The sequence below is a fragment of the Roseovarius sp. AK1035 genome, assembly GCF_003288315.1.
GTDB lineage: Bacteria > Pseudomonadota > Alphaproteobacteria > Rhodobacterales > Rhodobacteraceae > Roseovarius > Roseovarius mucosus_A.
Genome location: NZ_CP030099.1, coordinates 1,455,820 through 1,470,791, shown reverse-complemented (window position 1 = coordinate 1,470,791; position 14,972 = coordinate 1,455,820). Strand labels below are relative to the sequence as shown.

Below are 14,972 nucleotides of genomic sequence, written 5' to 3'. Positions count from 1 at the left end.
TCAGTATAGTGCGCGCTTCGATACGAGGGGCGTTACATGGCAGGCGTAAAGATCGGCATCATCATGGGCAGTCAATCCGACTGGCCCACCATGCGCGAAGCGGCGCAGATTCTGGATGAATTGGGCGTAGCCTATGAGGCGCGCATCGTCTCGGCACATCGCACGCCAGATCGGCTTTGGGACTATGGCAAATCGGCGGTCGCGCGCGGCTTGCAGGTGATCATCGCCGGGGCCGGTGGCGCGGCACATCTGCCGGGGATGATGGCGTCCAAGACGCGCGTGCCGGTGATCGGCGTGCCGGTGCAGACGCGGGCATTGTCAGGCGTCGACAGCCTCTACTCCATTGTGCAGATGCCAAAGGGGTTCCCGGTGGCTACGATGGCGATTGGGGCTGCGGGGGCGGCCAATGCCGGGCTGATGGCAGCGGCAATCCTTGCCATTTCTGACGCCGCGCTTGCACAGCGCCTGGACGATTGGCGCGCGGCGCTTTCGGCCTCTATCCCGGATGAGCCCAGCGATGAGTGATATGCTTCCCACGGGTGCCACGATCGGAATCCTCGGCGGCGGGCAATTGGGCCGCATGCTCTCGGTTGCCGCCTCGCGGTTGGGGTTCAAGACCGTGATCTTTGAGCCGGGTGGCGATTGCCCAGCCAGCCATGTGGCGCATCAGCATATTCAGGCCGACTACACAGACGAAGACGCGCTGCGCCGCTTTGCCGGAATTGTCGATGTGATCACCTATGAATTCGAGAACATCCCCACCGCAGCCCTCGATGTGCTAGAGCGTGCGTGCCCAGTGCGCCCAGACCGCCGCGCCCTCAAGGTCAGTCAAGACCGCCTTCTGGAAAAATCGTTTCTGAGCGATCTGGGGCTGATGACCGCCCCCTTTGCTGCCGTGGACGATCCCGAGGACATGGCCGAAGCGATGGCCGAAATCGGTATACCTGCGATCCTCAAGACCCGCCGCTTTGGGTATGACGGCAAAGGGCAGGCGCGGATCATGTCCCCTACCGATGCCGAACAAGCGCTGGCTGACATGGCCGGGCAACCCGCGATCTACGAAGGCTTTGTCGAATTCTCCCACGAAGTCTCGGTCATCGCCGCACGTAATCAGGCAGGCGATGTGGCCTGCTACGATCCCGGCGAGAATGTGCATGAGGGCGGCATCCTGCGCACCACCACCGTGCCCGCACGCCTGACAGCGGCACAGCGCACCGACGCGGTGCTTTTGGCGGCCAAAATCCTCAACAGTCTCAAATATGTAGGGGTGATGGGGGTCGAGCTTTTCGTGACGCCCAAGGGCCTCATCGTCAATGAAATCGCGCCACGTGTGCATAATTCCGGCCACTGGACGCAGGCAGGCTGCGCCATCGACCAGTTCGAGCAACATATCCGCGCGGTGGCTGGCTGGCCTTTGGGCGATGGCACCCGCTATGCCGATGTGGTGATGGAAAACCTGATCGGCGATGACATGGACCGCGTGCCGGCCTTGGCGCGGGCATCCGGCGTCTCACTACATCTCTACGGCAAGGCAGAGGTCAAGCCGGGGCGCAAGATGGGCCATGCCAACAAGATTGTATCCAAAGGCTGACCCCGGCTTCATCTGGCCCAAAATACCTCGGGGGAGTCCCGGACAACGTCCGGGACGGGGGCAGCGCCCCCTTCTTAATCCCCGGCGGCTAAAAGCGCGCGCAACCCAGATCGGTAGTCAGGATAAATCAGCTTTATCCCCAACTCCTCTTTAATCCGTCGGTTCGAAACCCGCTTTGACTCCGCATAGAATGACCGCGCCATTGGTGTCATCTCGGCCTCGTCAAAGGCCACCTCTTCGGGCAGTGGCAGGCCCAACAAGTCTGCGGCATGGCCGATCACATCCTGCGGCGGGGCCGGATCATCATCGCAGAGGTTATAGACCGCGCCCGGATTGGGCCGGTTGATCGACGCTTCCAGCACCTGCGCGATGTCCTCTACATGGATGCGGCTAAACACTTGCCCCGGCTTTACAATCCGCCGCGCCGTGCCTTGGCGCACTTTCTCGAACGGTCCGCGACCGGGGCCATAAATCCCCGCAAGGCGAAAGATGTGCAGCGGCAAACCGGGGATCGCCTGCCAGTCCGCCTCGGCGTCAACCCGCATCTGGCCGCGTCTGGTCGAGGGGGTAAGCGGCGTCGCCTCATCCACCCAACCGCCTGCATGATCGCCGTAAACTCCGGTGGTCGACAGATAGCCAACCCAGGCCAGCCGGGGCGCGGCCTCGGTAATCGCATCGCGATACCGCGCCAACACCGGATCGCCCGCCGCATCGGGTGCGGCAGAAATCAACAGATGCGTGGCCGATGCCAAAGCAGGCCGCAAATCATCCTCCGGCCAAAGCGCGGGCGTCACCCCCTCGCGGCGCAAAACCTCGGCCTTGTCAGCGCTGCGGGTGGTGCCAATGATCTGCCAGCCCTGCGGCAACAGGCGAGCGGTAAGGGCGCGGGCGGAAAAGCCGTGGCCAAAGGAAAGAAGCGTTTGTGTCATCGCCCTTACATGGCGCGGGCGGCGGGGATTGGCAAGGCGGCGGGGTTTCGCCTGCGCCATACAAGCCCTCTGGCGCGAAAAGACGGATGCAGGCATCTTGCACCCAGTGTTTTTCAGGAGCCGCCATGTCTTTGATCAGTCGCCGTCTTGTTCTGGGTTTCATCGCGGTTGCCCCGCTGGCCGCCTGTGCGCGGCCAGAGCCGGAAGTGTCCAGCCGCAACGCCCCTTTTGATCCGCCCCTCTATCCCAATGAAACGCCCGAGTTGCGTAGTCTGATCAACAAATATGCCGATCATTACGAGGTGCCGCGCAGCCTTGTGCATCGTCTGGCGATCCGAGAGAGCACGCATCGCCCCGGTGCGCGCAACGGGCCCTATTATGGCCTGCTGCAAATCCTGCCCCAGACGGCGCGCGGCATGGGGCATCGGGGGCCTGCCTCCGAGTTGCTCGATGCCGAGACCAATTTGAAATACGGGGTCAAATACCTGCGCGGGGCCTATATCGTGGCGGATGGCAATCCTGATGCGGCGATCATGTGGTATGCGCGGGGCTATTATTACGAGGCCAAGCGCAAAGGGCTTCTGGTGGAAACCGGTCTGCGCTCGGCCTGAGGGGCAGGTCACATCCGCGCCGATTGCGCGGCTGTCGACCCAGCGTTTACTTGACCGCTTTGCCTGCGATCACGGTGGCGTTCTTGCCACTGTTGGAATTCGCGGTGGCAAGAACCTTGGGCTTTTCCTTCTTGGGTTTCTTGGCCTCACGGTTGCTCTGGCTTTTTCCTTTGGACATGGGATCGTCTCCTGACGGATCCCGGTCAGGCGGGGTGCCGGGCCGGGTCGTGCTCAGGGGATCAGGGGGCCTGACAGGGTCAGGGCGATGAGCCCTCGGGCGCAGCAGGCACGGCGCGGGGCCGGTGCTGCAAAGTGCAAGATAAGCGGGCAGAGGCGCGGCGACAAGGGGGGCTGGGGGCTATCCCCCTCCCCCGTCATCCCCGCGCAGGCGGACTCCTCGCCCCCTTTTCCCGTCATCCCCGCGAAAGCGGGGATCTCATGCGGCCTGTCGCGCCTTGTCCTCGGGAGAGACAGCCGCGCGGTCGACGGGCCGCGGTCTGGCGAGGCAACGGTTGTGGCTGCCACTTTATCCCTGCCAAATCGGTGTGACCCCAAGACGGCGCGCAACACCTCAAAATCGCCAGGCCGGGGGGCGGCCCGGCGATCGCGCGGCACCTTCGGTGCTATTCGCGCGGGGAAATTGCAATACAACATGGATAAAGCCACAATTGCTTTGGAGCAGGCTCGGGACGAATAGCTTTTCACTTCATGAAAGAAGATTAGGAATGACAGCCCAAAGTGCAAAGGAAGTTGAACAAGCGCGAATAGATTCTTTAGGCCCGGATTTTGGCCCTTTGTTCCGTCATATTGAAACTGATCTCTACAGTCTTAGGACACTGTGGAGGATTTATGTTTCGTTCTTTGGAACGTCAAAAGAGCGCGTAGAGCTTTTGAATAAGACCAGCGGTTTGACCGCTTTTGTGCTCGAAAAAACCCTATTTGAAAGCGCGCTTATGGCATTGTGTCGCATGACGGACCCACCTAACGCCCGAGGTGGAAAGAATACCAACACAACGATTAGGCGCTTTTCGAGTTTTCTAACGGATCACGCTGCAAAAGAATCCCTTGAAAACCTCATCACAGACGCTGTCGAAGCGGTACGATTTGCCCGGAGTTGGCGCGACAAGAAAATTGCTCACTCAGACTACGATGTAAGAGTAAAGCAGGCTACGTTAGACCATGCTTCCCAGCGCAAAGTATCGGATGCAATTGATGCCATTGCTGCAGTTGTGCGATGGGTAGGGCATGAATGCTTGAATACTGACCTTGTAACCCACCCAATACACAGGCGCTCAAATGACGAGGTTCAGTTCATTAAGCACATTTTTCTCGGTCAACTTAAAGAGAATGAGTTGGAAGAGCAGCATAGATTTCTAACCAAGTCGGGAGAGTATGAGAAAGCAAAACAACTTTCAACGCTACCAGATTGGGTAACCTATCGACCACCTGAACGGATGGACGGGTAATCAAACATCCAACTCCTCCACGAACCGCGCATTCTCGGAAATATACTGGAACCGCAGTTCCGGCTTTTTCCCCATCAGGCGTTCCACGAGGTCGCCGGTCTGGCCCGGTTCGTCCTCGTCAATGGTCACGCGGATGAGTTTGCGCGAGCCGGGGTCCATCGTCGTCTCTTTGAGATCCTTGGCGTCCATCTCGCCCAGACCCTTGAAGCGGCTGACGTCGATCTTGCCTTTCCCGCCCAGCCCCTTTTCCAGCCACAGATCGCGCTCGGCTTCATCGAGGCAATAGACCCGTTTTGACCCTTGGGTCAGCCGGTAGAGCGGCGGGCAGGCCAGATAGAGGTGGCCCGCGTCGATCATCGGGCGCATTTGCGTGAAAAAGAACGTCATCAACAGCGCCGCGATATGCGCGCCATCGACATCAGCGTCGGTCATGATGATGATCTTGTCATAGCGCAGATCATCAAGATTGAACTTGCTGCCAAGGCTCACGCCCAAGGCCTGCGTCAGGTCGCTGATCTCTTGATTGCTGCCCAATTTGGACGAGGCCGCGCCCAGCACGTTCAGGATTTTGCCACGCAGCGGCAAAAGAGCTTGGGTCTTGCGATCCCGCGCCATCTTGGCCGAGCCCCCCGCGCTATCACCCTCGACGATGAACAGCTCCGTGCCGTCGCGGGTGCTGGAAGAGCAATCCACCAGCTTTCCGGGCAGGCGCAGCTTTTTGGTTGCGGTCTTGCGTTGGGTTTCCTTTTCCTGACGACGGCGCAGCCGTTCCTCGGCGCGCAGCACCAGAAAATCAAGAATAGCGCCTGCCGATTTGGTATCGGCCGCCAGCCAGTTGTCGAAATGGTCGCGCACAGCCCCCTCGACCATGCGCGCGGCATCGGTGGTGGCAAGACGGTCCTTGGTCTGGCCCACGAATTCCGGCTCTCGGATAAAGCAGGACACGAGCGCACAACCACCCGCGAGCAGGTCTTCGCGCGTGATCTGCGCGGCCTTGCGGTTATTGGACAACTCGCCATAGGCCTTGATCCCCTTGAGGATCGCCGCCCAGAACCCGGCCTCATGCGTGCCACCCTCGGGCGTGGGCACTGTGTTGCAATAGGATTGAATGAACCCGTCGCGCGCAGGCGTCCAGTTGATCGCCCATTCCACCTTGCCCGGAACGTTGTATTTGTCGCGGAAATCGACGGTGCCGGCAAAGGGACGCTCGGCATAGGTGGTGGCACCGCCCAAGGCCTCACCCAGATAATCGGCAAGGCCACCGGGGAATTTGAACGTGGCCTCTTGCGGGGTGTCGCCATCGCTGATCTCGGTTTTCCAGCGGATTTCGACACCGGAAAAGAGATAGGCCTTGGAGCGCGCCATCTTGAAGAGCCGCGCCGGTTTGAGCGTGAGAGAGCCGAAGATCTCTGGATCGGGATGGAACGTCACCGAAGTGCCGCGTCGGTTGGGGGCAGCACCAATCTTGGCCAGGGGCGCTTGTGGAGTGCCGCGCGAGAACTCCATCATGTAAAGCTCGCGGTTGCGCGCAACCTCGACCCGCAGATGATCCGACAGCGCATTGACCACCGACGAGCCAACGCCGTGCAGGCCACCGGACGTCTGATAGCTATCGCCTGAAAATTTACCGCCCGCGTTCAGCGTGCAAAAGATGATCTCGAGCGCCGATTTCTTGGGGTCCTTGGGGTGTGGATCAACCGGAATGCCGCGCCCGTTGTCGCGCACGCTGACATGCCCGTTGGCGTGTAATTCCACCTCGATCCATGTGGCGTGGCCTGCCACCGCCTCATCCATCGAGTTGTCGATGATCTCGGCCACCATGTGATGCAGGGCGCGATCGTCCTTGCCGCCGATATACATGCCGGGACGCAGGCGGACATGCTCCATATCCTCGAGCACCTGAATGGAGGAGGCGTCATAATCGGATTTCGGGGTGGGCGAGAGAAGATCGTTCATGCCACTGCTCTTTTATGTTTTTTGGGTTGGGCGACAGTATGGCAGAGCGGGCGCGGCGGGGGAAGTGGCTGCGGCCTATGCGCCAGCCTGCGCGCGCAACCAATCGGCCATTTCCCCGGCATCATCCAGGCGCTGCGCAAGACGGATGATCCGCTGGCCGACGTCTTCGGTGTCATGTGTCATTGTCACGCCATTCAGGCGGAGACAAACGATCATCACCCGATAAGCTGTGCGTTTGTTGGCATCGTTGAAGCAATGTCCCTGCGCAATTGCCTCTGCATAGGCAGCGGCAAGATCGAACACATCCTCTATCATACCATAAGCCAGCCGGTTACCGACGCGCGCCAAGGCCCCTGACAGCGATTTATCCAACGCCCTGCCGGGTAATTCGCCGGGATTCAAAACAAGATCATGGAGTGTCTCGACCTGCTCCACACTCAAGAGCAAGAAGCTCATTTGTCTTTGAGGTAGTCGAGCACGGGCTGTGCCTGTGCGTGCGTTGCCTCAACTGCGGCCATCACCTCGTCCATCGTCGCATAACGCGGCTCTTGTTGCAGCGTGGCCTCTTCGGGCACCAGATACCCGATGCATTTGGAGTTCTTCATGATTGCCACCGGCTTGCCACCTGCCGCGTCGAGCACCTTTTGCGGTTCGCGCAATTCGGTGATGGTGCAGATCTGATTGGTATGCAGGCGCTTCATGGGGTGATCCTTTGAATGTATATTCAAATATACACTCAAACGCCCATTATTTCAACCTCTGCCGCAAGTAGCGCGCGCAGCCAATGAGTGCGGCGGTATCCTCGGTGATCAGATGGATCGGCATGGCTTCCATAATGGGCCGATACGGGCCCTTGGCGACAAACACCTGACGAAACTCTGGCCTATTGAGCAGCGGCGCCATAGCGCGGGCCAGTCCGCCGATCAGGAACACGCCTCCTGTCGCCATATGGGTGAGTGCCAGATTGCCCATGACAGCGCCCAGAATTTCCAGAAACAAAGCGAGTGTCTCAGCGCATGCTCCCTGACCCTGTGATGCGCCGGTCAGGATGTCCGGGGCGGTAAGGGTCACGCCACTGCGCAGACGGTGCAGGCGCACAAGCCCAGAGCCAGACAAGAGCGCCTCATAGGGTTTATGCGCCACTTCTGCGCCCAAGGCCGCGATCACCGCGTTGGCCGCATCGCCCAGATGCGGCAAACCGGAATGGCCGGCCTCGGCGGGCGGCACCAAAAGGTCGGCACCAACCCGGTGCACCACCGCGATATTGCTGCCTGTGCCCAGGCCCAGCACCATGCGCGGGCCGTTAGGATCAGGATGCCCTGCAAACACAGGCATGATCCATGCGGGGTCAAGATCATCAAGCGCATAGCCCTGCGCCTGAAGGTCATTGATCAGATGCACCTCGGTTGCGCCTGTGGCATGGGCCATCTCGGCCCCGTCGATGAACCAATCGAGATTGGTCAGTTGCGCCGTGCCCGCCCGCACCGGCCCCGCCACACCGGCACAGATTGCGCGCGGGTGCGTGCCGTGCTCTGCAAGATACGTCGCCAAGATCGGCAAGAGCCCGGCAAACGCTGCGTTTTCAAAGCGCTGCACGCTGCCCGGTTTGAGCGCCGAGCCTGCTGTCAGCGCCACCCTTGTATGGCTTGCCCCGACATCGGCGACGAGGCTCTCACGCATCGCGCCAGCGCGCCACGGTCGCCCGTGCCGCCTGTGCCAGCATCACCACGTCGATGCCCACCGCCAGAAACTGCGCGCCCCAATCGGCATAGCGCTGCGCCGTGGCGTGATCGAGCGCGAGGATGCCTGCGGCCTTGGGTGAGGCGGCGATCCGGGCAAGTGCCCCGCGAATGACCTCTTGTACCTCAGGCGCGTGGCTATCGCCCACATACCCCATATCGACCGCCAGATCGGAGGGGCCGATAAAGACGCCGTCCACGCCCTCGACCGCCAGAATTTCCCCGAGCGCGTCTATACCGGCCATACTCTCGACCTGCACGATCAGACATATCTGGGCGTTGGCTGTGGGGATGTAATCCTTGATCCGAGAGAAATCTGACGCCCGCGCCAGCGCCGCGCCCGATCCGCGAATACCGTCTGGCGGATAGCGGGTGGCGCGCACAAGGTCGCGGGCCTGATCCGCGCTCTCGACCATGGGAATGATCAGGCTCTGCGCGCCTGCGTCAAGCACCTGCTTGATTGCCCATGCTTCACCCATCGGCAGTCGAACCACCGGCAGGCTTTGCCGCCCCGCCAGCATCGCCAGTTGCGCCGAGATAGAGCGTAAATCGTTGGGCGCATGTTCCCCGTCGATCACCAGCCAATCAAACCCGGCACTCGCCAGAACCTCTGTCGCGTAAGGATCGGCAAAACCAGCCCAGCATCCAATCAGACGCTCACCGCGCAACAGGGCGGATTTGAAACGGTTTTCGGGGGCGGGCATGGCGGCACTCCTCTGGCTGTCCGGCGCAGCATAGACCGCGCCCGCGCGCTTTGGCGAGAGCCAAGACGGGGTTTACTTTGCCCGACATTCCCCCCAGAGATTGCCCAATGAATACGCATCTCAAAGGTCTGATCATCACCGCGCTCGGCGTGCTGTTCGTCGTGCCGGATTCGCTCTTTGTGCGGCTGATCGACGGCGACGCCGCCAGCATCGCCTTTTGGCGTGGCATCACGGCGGGGTCCGTCATCCTGACGGGCGTGCTGCTGTTTCAAGGGTTTCGGGGCATCCGCGAGGTTGCGAAAACCGGCAAGCATGGTTTGCTCTATACCTTTCTGATTGCCATTACCGCCCCCGGCTTTGTCTTTGCCGTAAGCCTGACCAGCGTCGCCAATGTGGTCTTTATCCTTGCCTCCATGCCGGTCTTTGCTGCGATTTTCAGCCGGATTTTTCTGGGCGAGTCCATCAGCAAACGCATGGTATTGACCATGGCAGGGGTGTTTGCGGGGCTTGGCGTGATCGCTTGGGGCTCGGGCGAGACGCATGGCGCGCATTGGCATGGCGATCTGATCGCGCTTGGCGTGTCGGCCAGCTTTGCCGGGGCGATGACCACGGCGCGGCAGTTGCGCGCGGTGTCGATGATCCCGGCTATTCCGCTGGCCTTTCTCGGGGCGTCGCTCGCGATCTGGCCTGCGGCACAGCCCATGACCGTCTGGCACGCCAACTGGCCCCTTATTCTGGCACATGGGGCGTTTATCAGCGTCTCAACCTGCCTGCTCACGCTGGGCCCGCGCTATCTGGCCTCGGCAGAGGTGGCGCTGCTCATCCTGCTCGAATCCGTCTTGGCACCGCTTCTCGTCTGGGCGGTGATCGGCGAAGACCCGGGGCCTTGGGCCATCCTCGGGGGTGTTGTGGTGATTGGCGCGCTCTTTGCGTCAAACCTCTGGGCGCTGGCGCATAACCGGCGCTTGCGCAACAGGCCACAGCCCCGCACCGGCCCGCCGGTCTGATCCTCAGGTGTCGCGATAGATCACGAAACACTGCCACCCGTCATCGCGGTGGCCCCGGTCGTGATAGCCGGCCGCGCGCAGACATTTTGCCGATGCCACATTCTCGGGATGAACAAAGGCAACCAGACGATAAAGCCAGGCATGATCCGCAAATGCACGCCGTGTGGCGCGGTGCACCAGATCCCGCCCAAGACCGCGGCCCCAATAGTCACGGCCCAGCCAATAGCTGATTTCGGCGGTATCGCTGCTGCTGGCATCCGCGCCAAAGGCAAGCCGCATCTGCCCGATGGGCTGCGCATCAAGTGTGACGGCCAGAACATCGTGATGATCGCTCAGACCTGAGATGTCGATCAGGTCGCGTGCCAGCGCCTGTGTCAGGGTGCCGGGCCATGCCTCATACATGTGCTGCCAGACTTCGGGGTCGGACAAAAGCCGCATATAGGCCGGCACATCCGAGGGCTGCCAGCGCCGGAAATTCAAAAGGCCCGGCGTTTTGACCTTCCATGACAAGGGAGTGGCAGGCGTAGACCGCAAGCACGTGCTGTCTATGTCGGCGATAACCCAGCCAATTTGCAGCGGATCATAGGCAAGGGCGATGTCGCGCGCATCACACCACGCTTTTTGCTCGGGTGTCAGAACGCCGTCCCATCGGCTTTGCATCGACGGTGCAGGGGCCTGCCCCGTCAGGAATGGTTTTCTGGTCCGATCAGTCACGTCGCGCCCCCCAAGCCTGCGGCGAAAAATGGTCGTTTGGCCCGATATGGGGGTGAGCAGGCGTTGTTCAAGAGATGGGCCGAAGGATCACGGATCGGGGCGGAGATCCTCCTCCGCCCCGACGCTGGTGATGGCACAGGTCTAAGACCCGGATCAGCCGTCCGATGCGGGCAGCACACCGGCTTCGACGGCGGCGGCCACTTCCTCGGCGCTCAGTGCACCATCGGAATTGGCATCTGCCGTGGTAAAGGTCTCGGCGGTGGCGTCGGGTATCACCTGCTGAAACTCGGACATGGTCACATAGCCATCGCCATCCGCATCCATCGCGGAAAACTCGCCCGCGAATGCCATCACAGGCAGGCTCAGCGCGAGTGCAAAAGTCGCGGCACCGAATTCCTTGGTCATTTGGGTCGTCCTTTCTCTGGTTGAGGGGCGCAGAGGCGCTCCCATGGACAGAGCATGCGCAGGCTTGATCCACCTGTCGCGGGGGGCGCTGATTTCGCGCCAAAAAGCGCGGAAACCGGCCAGATGCCGGGGGTCCGATACGCGGACCTACGCCGGTGTCAGCCAGCGGGCGAGAGGCCGCGCATCGCCAGGGGTGAATTGAGCAGCCCGGCGCCGATATGGGCCGGGTTCAGGCATGAGAGGAGCGCCGCCGATACGCCCGAGTCGCGTCAGGCGAGGGCTGCCGCCGGGCGGATCATGCCCGTTTCGATGCCGCGCCAATTGACGATGGGCGCGTTGCGATATTTGCGCGCCGCAGGATGCTCTGGGTCGAGCACACCGAGACGCACGAGGATTGAGGCAATCGCGCATTCCGCACCGCGCGTACCCCCATCAACGATCTTGAGCGCGACACCCAGCTTGCGCCGGGGCAGAATCGCAATGAAAAACGCCTCCGCCCCTGTCTTGAGCGCCACAGGCTCGGAACAGGCGCGCATGAGTTCGGTGCAGGCCCGCCCCTCACCCGCCACCAGTTCAGGATGCGCAACCATGGCCTGCCAAAGCCGAACGGCGGCGCGCTCGGCCACATCGCCGCTGTCTGACGCGCCCGCAAACCACGCCATCGCGCGGGCCATGCCATGCAGCGAACTGGCGTGATTGGGGGCGGAACACCCATCAATGCCGAAATAGGGCGACGTTTCCCCCGTGGCCTCTTCGAACGCCTCGAGCACGGCCCTTTGCACCGGGTGACTGGGATCAATATAGTCGGCAGAGCCGCCCAGATGCCGGTTGAGCGTGAGAAAGCCCGCATGTTTTCCGGAACAGTTGTTATGCACCTGACAGGGCGAGGTGCCGGAACACAGCAGTGATTTATGCGCCGCCTTGTCCTGCGGGTCATGGGCACCGCAGCGCAGGTCATCATCACTCAGGCCCAGATCAGATAGCCAGCGATTGACGCGCTCGGTATGGATCGCCGCGCCATTATGAGAGGCGCAAGAGAGCGCCAGTTGCTCGGATGTCAGCCCATGCGCATCCGCCGCCCCGCTGGTGATCAGCGGCAAAGCTTGGAGCATCTTGCACGACGAACGCGGTAGGATCGTCTCGGACGGGTTGCCCCAAGCCTCGACAATCGCGCCCCCAGCGTCGCAAATCACCGCATGCCCCAGGTGCACGCTCTCAGGCGAGGGGCCGCGCCAGATTTCGGTGAAGGGGACAGCGTTGGTCATCGGTATACTCCGGCAGATCGGGGGACAGGCGGGATATGCGGAAATCCGCCAATTGCGTCTTTCACTTCTCGCGTGTTTCAGGCTAATATTGCAATGTCGAGACAGAACTGGTCGCATATAAAAATATTCCCGTAAAGGGTAGCTGGCGACCGAAGGATTTGAGGCTTAGGACAGCTTGGAGGCTGGACATATGATATCAAGATTTGCAGGCGGTATGGCCATCGCGGTGGCGATGCTGATCACACCCGCAGCACAGGCGCAAAGCACGAGCACCAATCAGGTGGCCACCAGCACGGCGTGGAGCGTGTTCGAGGACAGTGATCCGCGCGAATGCTGGGCGGTCTCTGCGCCCACGGAATCTGTCAACACCAAGGATGGGCGCGTGGTGGCAGTGCGGCGCGGCGATGTGCTGTTGATGACGTTCTTCCGCCCGGGTGCAGGCGTGCAGGGCCAGATCACCTTTACCGGTGGCTATCCGTTTGCCGGGGGGTCGACCGTAAACCTCAATATCGGCGGCACGCAATTCGAGCTGTTCACCGAAGGCGAATGGGCTTGGCCCGCAAGCACCGAGGATGACGCCCAAGTTCTCGCAGCGATGAAACGCGGCGCGGATGCGGTTCTGACCGCCCGCTCAGGGCGTGGCACAGTGACCAAGGATACGTTCTCTCTGCTGGGATATACTGCGGCAGTGGAAGAGGCCGAAAAACGCTGCAAGTAACCGCGTGCGTGTGCCTGTGGCGCTATGAATTCAATGCGGCGGGCCAGATCGGCACCGCCGCTTTTCGTGACAGCGTCGCGCTATCCCTGAGCCGTCAGGATCGCACTGACTTTGAGCGCGCGTTGCACATTGCCCTCAACCTTCAGCTTGCCTGACATATAAGCCATGACCGGGTTTTGTGCGCCGGACAGGATGTTGCGAAACACCTCGTCGCTGGCGCTTAGAACCACATCCGCCGCTTCATCCCCGGCGCGCGCGCCTGCCTCGCTGAGCATGACGCTGCCGTGGCCTGTAATCACAAGCTTGGCGAGGCCTCTGATATGGCCCTTGGCGCGGGGCGTGAGCGTGGTGATATAGTCGTCGATGATGGCACTCATGGGATGGTCTCTGTCGGGAATTGGGTTCGCGATAGATCACCCCGGAACAGGTCCGGGCGCAAGCAAAACCGCGCGTCACATGATTTACCAGCGCGTCAGCGCATCCTCGTCTGCATCTTTGGCGGCAACCCAATCGGCCCCTGCCTCGGTCACTTCCTTCTTCCAGAAGGGCGCCCGCGACTTTAGAAAATCCATCAGGAATTCCGCCGCGTGAAAGGCATCGGCGCGGTGCCGGGCGGCGGTGGCGACCATCATGATCACCGCATCCGCCTGCAGGGTGCCATAGCGGTGGATGACCAGAACATCCCCAAGACTCCAGCGTTCGCGCGCCTCTTCCGCGATCTTTTCCAGCGCCTTTTGCGTCATGCCGGGATAATGTTCGATCTGCATCGCCCGAAGGGACGCACCATCGAGATCGCGCACAATCCCGGTAAAGGTCACAACCGCGCCCATCCCGGACTGTCGCGCAACAAAGGCATTGGCCTCGGCACCAAGGTCAAACGCGGCCTCTTGTACCCGGATATCCATGGCTCAGCCCCCGGTCATCGGCGGAAAGAATGCCACCTCTCGGGCACCGGCCAGCGGCGCATCGAAATCGCTCAACTCTTGATCCACCGCCACGCGCAGCGCGCTCAGATCAGCAAACGCAGCCTCATACCGCTCTTCGCGCGCGCGCAGTTGGTTCACCAAGTCCATGACCGTGGCGGGTGTGGTATCAATCCGCTCCTTTGGAAGGCCGATCCGTTCCCGCACCCAAGCGAAATAGAGCACATCCATCATCTCTCATCCTTCAGATAGGGGATCGACTTGTTGAAATAGTCGAACCCCGTCAGCAGGGTTAACGCCGCCGCCAGCCACAAAAGCCAGATGCCCACGTGGCCGGCCCAAACCATGCCGGTGTATTTCCACGTCAACCCGTGCAAATCATCCTCGCGCCCCTCGAGGATGGACAAAACCAGATGATCATCCATGCCGAACACCGACATACCAAAATAGTGCTCGAACACACCTTGGGCAAACAGCACGGCAATCGCCACCATCTGCGCGGTGGTTTTCCACTTGGCCAATTGCGTGACCTTGAGGGTGCCTGCGGTGTCGCCCAGAAATTCGCGCAAGCCCGAGACAAACACCTCTCGAAACAGAATGACCGTGGCGGGCAGCACCAACCAGGGCGACATGCTTGAATAGCCGACGATCACCATCAGGGCGATGACCACCATCGCCTTATCGGCAATCGGGTCCAGCATCGTGCCCAGCTTGGTCACTTGCTTCCAGCTGCGCGCCAGATACCCATCGAACCAATCGGTGATCGCAGCGCTGACGAACAGAATCAGCGCGAACCAATCGGCATAAGGTCTTGTAAAATATAAGAACATGACCGCTACTGCCGGGGCTGCCAGCAGGCGGAGCGTGGTCAGGATATTGGGCAAGGTCCACGTCATGGCCTCTGTTCTATCCTGTCACAGGCGCGAGGGAAAGCGCCCTTGATT

At 61.1% G+C, this 14,972-nt stretch carries 20 protein-coding genes; 6 read left to right on the top strand and 14 right to left on the bottom strand.

Annotation, left to right across the window (positions count from 1 at the left end; all coding sequences use genetic code 11):
- Positions 1-36: 36 nt before the first annotated feature.
- Together purE and RAK1035_RS07000 are read left to right on the top strand one after the other, a co-directional pair.
- Positions 37-525: a 5-(carboxyamino)imidazole ribonucleotide mutase gene (gene purE, locus RAK1035_RS07005; RefSeq protein ID WP_008281432.1), complete on the top strand. Its 489-nt coding sequence runs from the start codon at positions 37-39 to the stop codon at positions 523-525.
- Entirely contained in the window at positions 518-1,591 is a 1,074-nt protein-coding gene (locus tag RAK1035_RS07000; RefSeq protein ID WP_008281431.1) for a 5-(carboxyamino)imidazole ribonucleotide synthase, read from the top strand. Before purE ends, RAK1035_RS07000 begins: the two co-directional genes overlap by 8 nt.
- A gap of 74 nt (positions 1,592-1,665) precedes the next feature.
- Here RAK1035_RS07000 and RAK1035_RS06995 read toward each other — a convergent pair whose 3' ends face one another.
- Positions 1,666-2,520: an SDR family oxidoreductase gene (locus tag RAK1035_RS06995; protein ID WP_037297947.1), complete on the bottom strand. Its 855-nt coding sequence runs from the start codon at positions 2,518-2,520 to the stop codon at positions 1,666-1,668.
- A 125-nt stretch (positions 2,521-2,645) separates the two neighbouring features.
- Here RAK1035_RS06995 and RAK1035_RS06990 point away from each other — a divergent pair, with 125 nt between their 5' ends.
- Positions 2,646-3,131, top strand: a complete 486-nt coding sequence (locus RAK1035_RS06990) for a lytic transglycosylase domain-containing protein (RefSeq protein WP_008281429.1) — start codon at positions 2,646-2,648, stop codon at positions 3,129-3,131.
- A 46-nt stretch (positions 3,132-3,177) separates the two neighbouring features.
- Here RAK1035_RS06990 and RAK1035_RS20640 read toward each other — a convergent pair whose 3' ends face one another.
- Positions 3,178-3,309, bottom strand: a complete 132-nt coding sequence (locus RAK1035_RS20640) for a hypothetical protein (RefSeq protein WP_008281428.1) — start codon at positions 3,307-3,309, stop codon at positions 3,178-3,180.
- A gap of 547 nt (positions 3,310-3,856) precedes the next feature.
- Between RAK1035_RS20640 and RAK1035_RS06980 the strand changes: the two genes are divergently transcribed.
- Positions 3,857-4,597, top strand: a complete 741-nt coding sequence (locus RAK1035_RS06980) for an AbiU2 domain-containing protein (protein ID WP_008281427.1) — start codon at positions 3,857-3,859, stop codon at positions 4,595-4,597.
- On the opposite strand, the gene parE is transcribed toward RAK1035_RS06980, so the two are convergent.
- From parE to RAK1035_RS06955, 5 genes are all read right to left on the bottom strand, one after another.
- Complete coding sequence (gene parE, locus RAK1035_RS06975; RefSeq protein WP_008281426.1) at positions 4,598-6,553, bottom strand: DNA topoisomerase IV subunit B; 1,956 nt, start codon at positions 6,551-6,553, stop codon at positions 4,598-4,600.
- A 75-nt stretch (positions 6,554-6,628) separates the two neighbouring features.
- Positions 6,629-7,009, bottom strand: a complete 381-nt coding sequence (locus tag RAK1035_RS06970; RefSeq protein ID WP_008281425.1) for a type II toxin-antitoxin system death-on-curing family toxin — start codon at positions 7,007-7,009, stop codon at positions 6,629-6,631.
- The gene (locus RAK1035_RS06965; RefSeq protein ID WP_008281424.1) at positions 7,006-7,254 is read right to left on the bottom strand and encodes a hypothetical protein; all 249 of its coding nucleotides are present in this window, start codon (positions 7,252-7,254) and stop codon (positions 7,006-7,008) included. Before RAK1035_RS06965 ends, RAK1035_RS06970 begins: the two co-directional genes overlap by 4 nt.
- Positions 7,255-7,300: 46 nt before the next feature.
- Entirely contained in the window at positions 7,301-8,233 is a 933-nt protein-coding gene (locus tag RAK1035_RS06960) for a glucokinase (protein WP_008281423.1), read from the bottom strand.
- Positions 8,226-8,996 carry an aldolase/citrate lyase family protein gene (locus RAK1035_RS06955; protein ID WP_008281422.1) on the bottom strand — a complete coding sequence of 257 codons (771 nt, stop codon included), beginning with the start codon at positions 8,994-8,996 and terminating at the stop codon, positions 8,226-8,228. Before RAK1035_RS06955 ends, RAK1035_RS06960 begins: the two co-directional genes overlap by 8 nt.
- A 107-nt stretch (positions 8,997-9,103) precedes the next feature.
- Between RAK1035_RS06955 and RAK1035_RS06950 the strand changes: the two genes are divergently transcribed.
- Positions 9,104-10,003 carry a DMT family transporter gene (locus tag RAK1035_RS06950; protein WP_008281421.1) on the top strand — a complete coding sequence of 300 codons (900 nt, stop codon included), beginning with the start codon at positions 9,104-9,106 and terminating at the stop codon, positions 10,001-10,003.
- Between the two features lie 3 nt (positions 10,004-10,006).
- Here the strand turns inward: RAK1035_RS06950 and RAK1035_RS06945 are convergent, their stop codons facing one another.
- The 3 genes from RAK1035_RS06945 to RAK1035_RS06935 form a co-directional block, all read right to left on the bottom strand.
- Positions 10,007-10,717, bottom strand: a complete 711-nt coding sequence (locus tag RAK1035_RS06945) for a GNAT family N-acetyltransferase (protein WP_151978025.1) — start codon at positions 10,715-10,717, stop codon at positions 10,007-10,009.
- 153 nt (positions 10,718-10,870) lie between these two features.
- On the bottom strand, positions 10,871-11,122 hold the full coding sequence (locus RAK1035_RS06940; protein ID WP_008281419.1) for a hypothetical protein: 252 nt from the start codon (positions 11,120-11,122) through the stop codon (positions 10,871-10,873).
- 269 nt (positions 11,123-11,391) lie between these two features.
- A complete protein-coding gene (locus tag RAK1035_RS06935) occupies positions 11,392-12,387 on the bottom strand; it encodes an asparaginase (RefSeq protein WP_008281418.1) in 996 nt (331 codons plus the stop codon).
- A 214-nt stretch (positions 12,388-12,601) separates the two neighbouring features.
- Here RAK1035_RS06935 and RAK1035_RS06930 point away from each other — a divergent pair, with 214 nt between their 5' ends.
- Entirely contained in the window at positions 12,602-13,105 is a 504-nt protein-coding gene (locus RAK1035_RS06930; RefSeq protein ID WP_008281417.1) for a hypothetical protein, read from the top strand.
- Between the two features lie 80 nt (positions 13,106-13,185).
- On the opposite strand, the gene RAK1035_RS06925 is transcribed toward RAK1035_RS06930, so the two are convergent.
- The 4 genes from RAK1035_RS06925 to pgsA all read right to left on the bottom strand — a co-directional run bounded on the left by RAK1035_RS06925 (position 13,186) and on the right by pgsA (position 14,924).
- Positions 13,186-13,482: an SCP2 sterol-binding domain-containing protein gene (locus tag RAK1035_RS06925; protein ID WP_008281416.1), complete on the bottom strand. Its 297-nt coding sequence runs from the start codon at positions 13,480-13,482 to the stop codon at positions 13,186-13,188.
- 84 nt (positions 13,483-13,566) lie between these two features.
- Positions 13,567-14,010, bottom strand: coding sequence for a molybdenum cofactor biosynthesis protein MoaE (locus RAK1035_RS06920; RefSeq protein ID WP_008281415.1), 444 nt, complete (start codon positions 14,008-14,010; stop codon positions 13,567-13,569).
- A 3-nt stretch (positions 14,011-14,013) separates the two neighbouring features.
- A complete protein-coding gene (gene moaD / locus RAK1035_RS06915; RefSeq protein ID WP_008281414.1) occupies positions 14,014-14,262 on the bottom strand; it encodes a molybdopterin converting factor subunit 1 in 249 nt (82 codons plus the stop codon).
- Positions 14,259-14,924 (bottom strand): CDP-diacylglycerol--glycerol-3-phosphate 3-phosphatidyltransferase, encoded by a 666-nt coding sequence (pgsA, locus tag RAK1035_RS06910; RefSeq protein ID WP_008281413.1) that lies wholly within the window; start codon positions 14,922-14,924, stop codon positions 14,259-14,261. Before pgsA ends, moaD begins: the two co-directional genes overlap by 4 nt.
- Positions 14,925-14,972 lie beyond the last annotated feature (48 nt).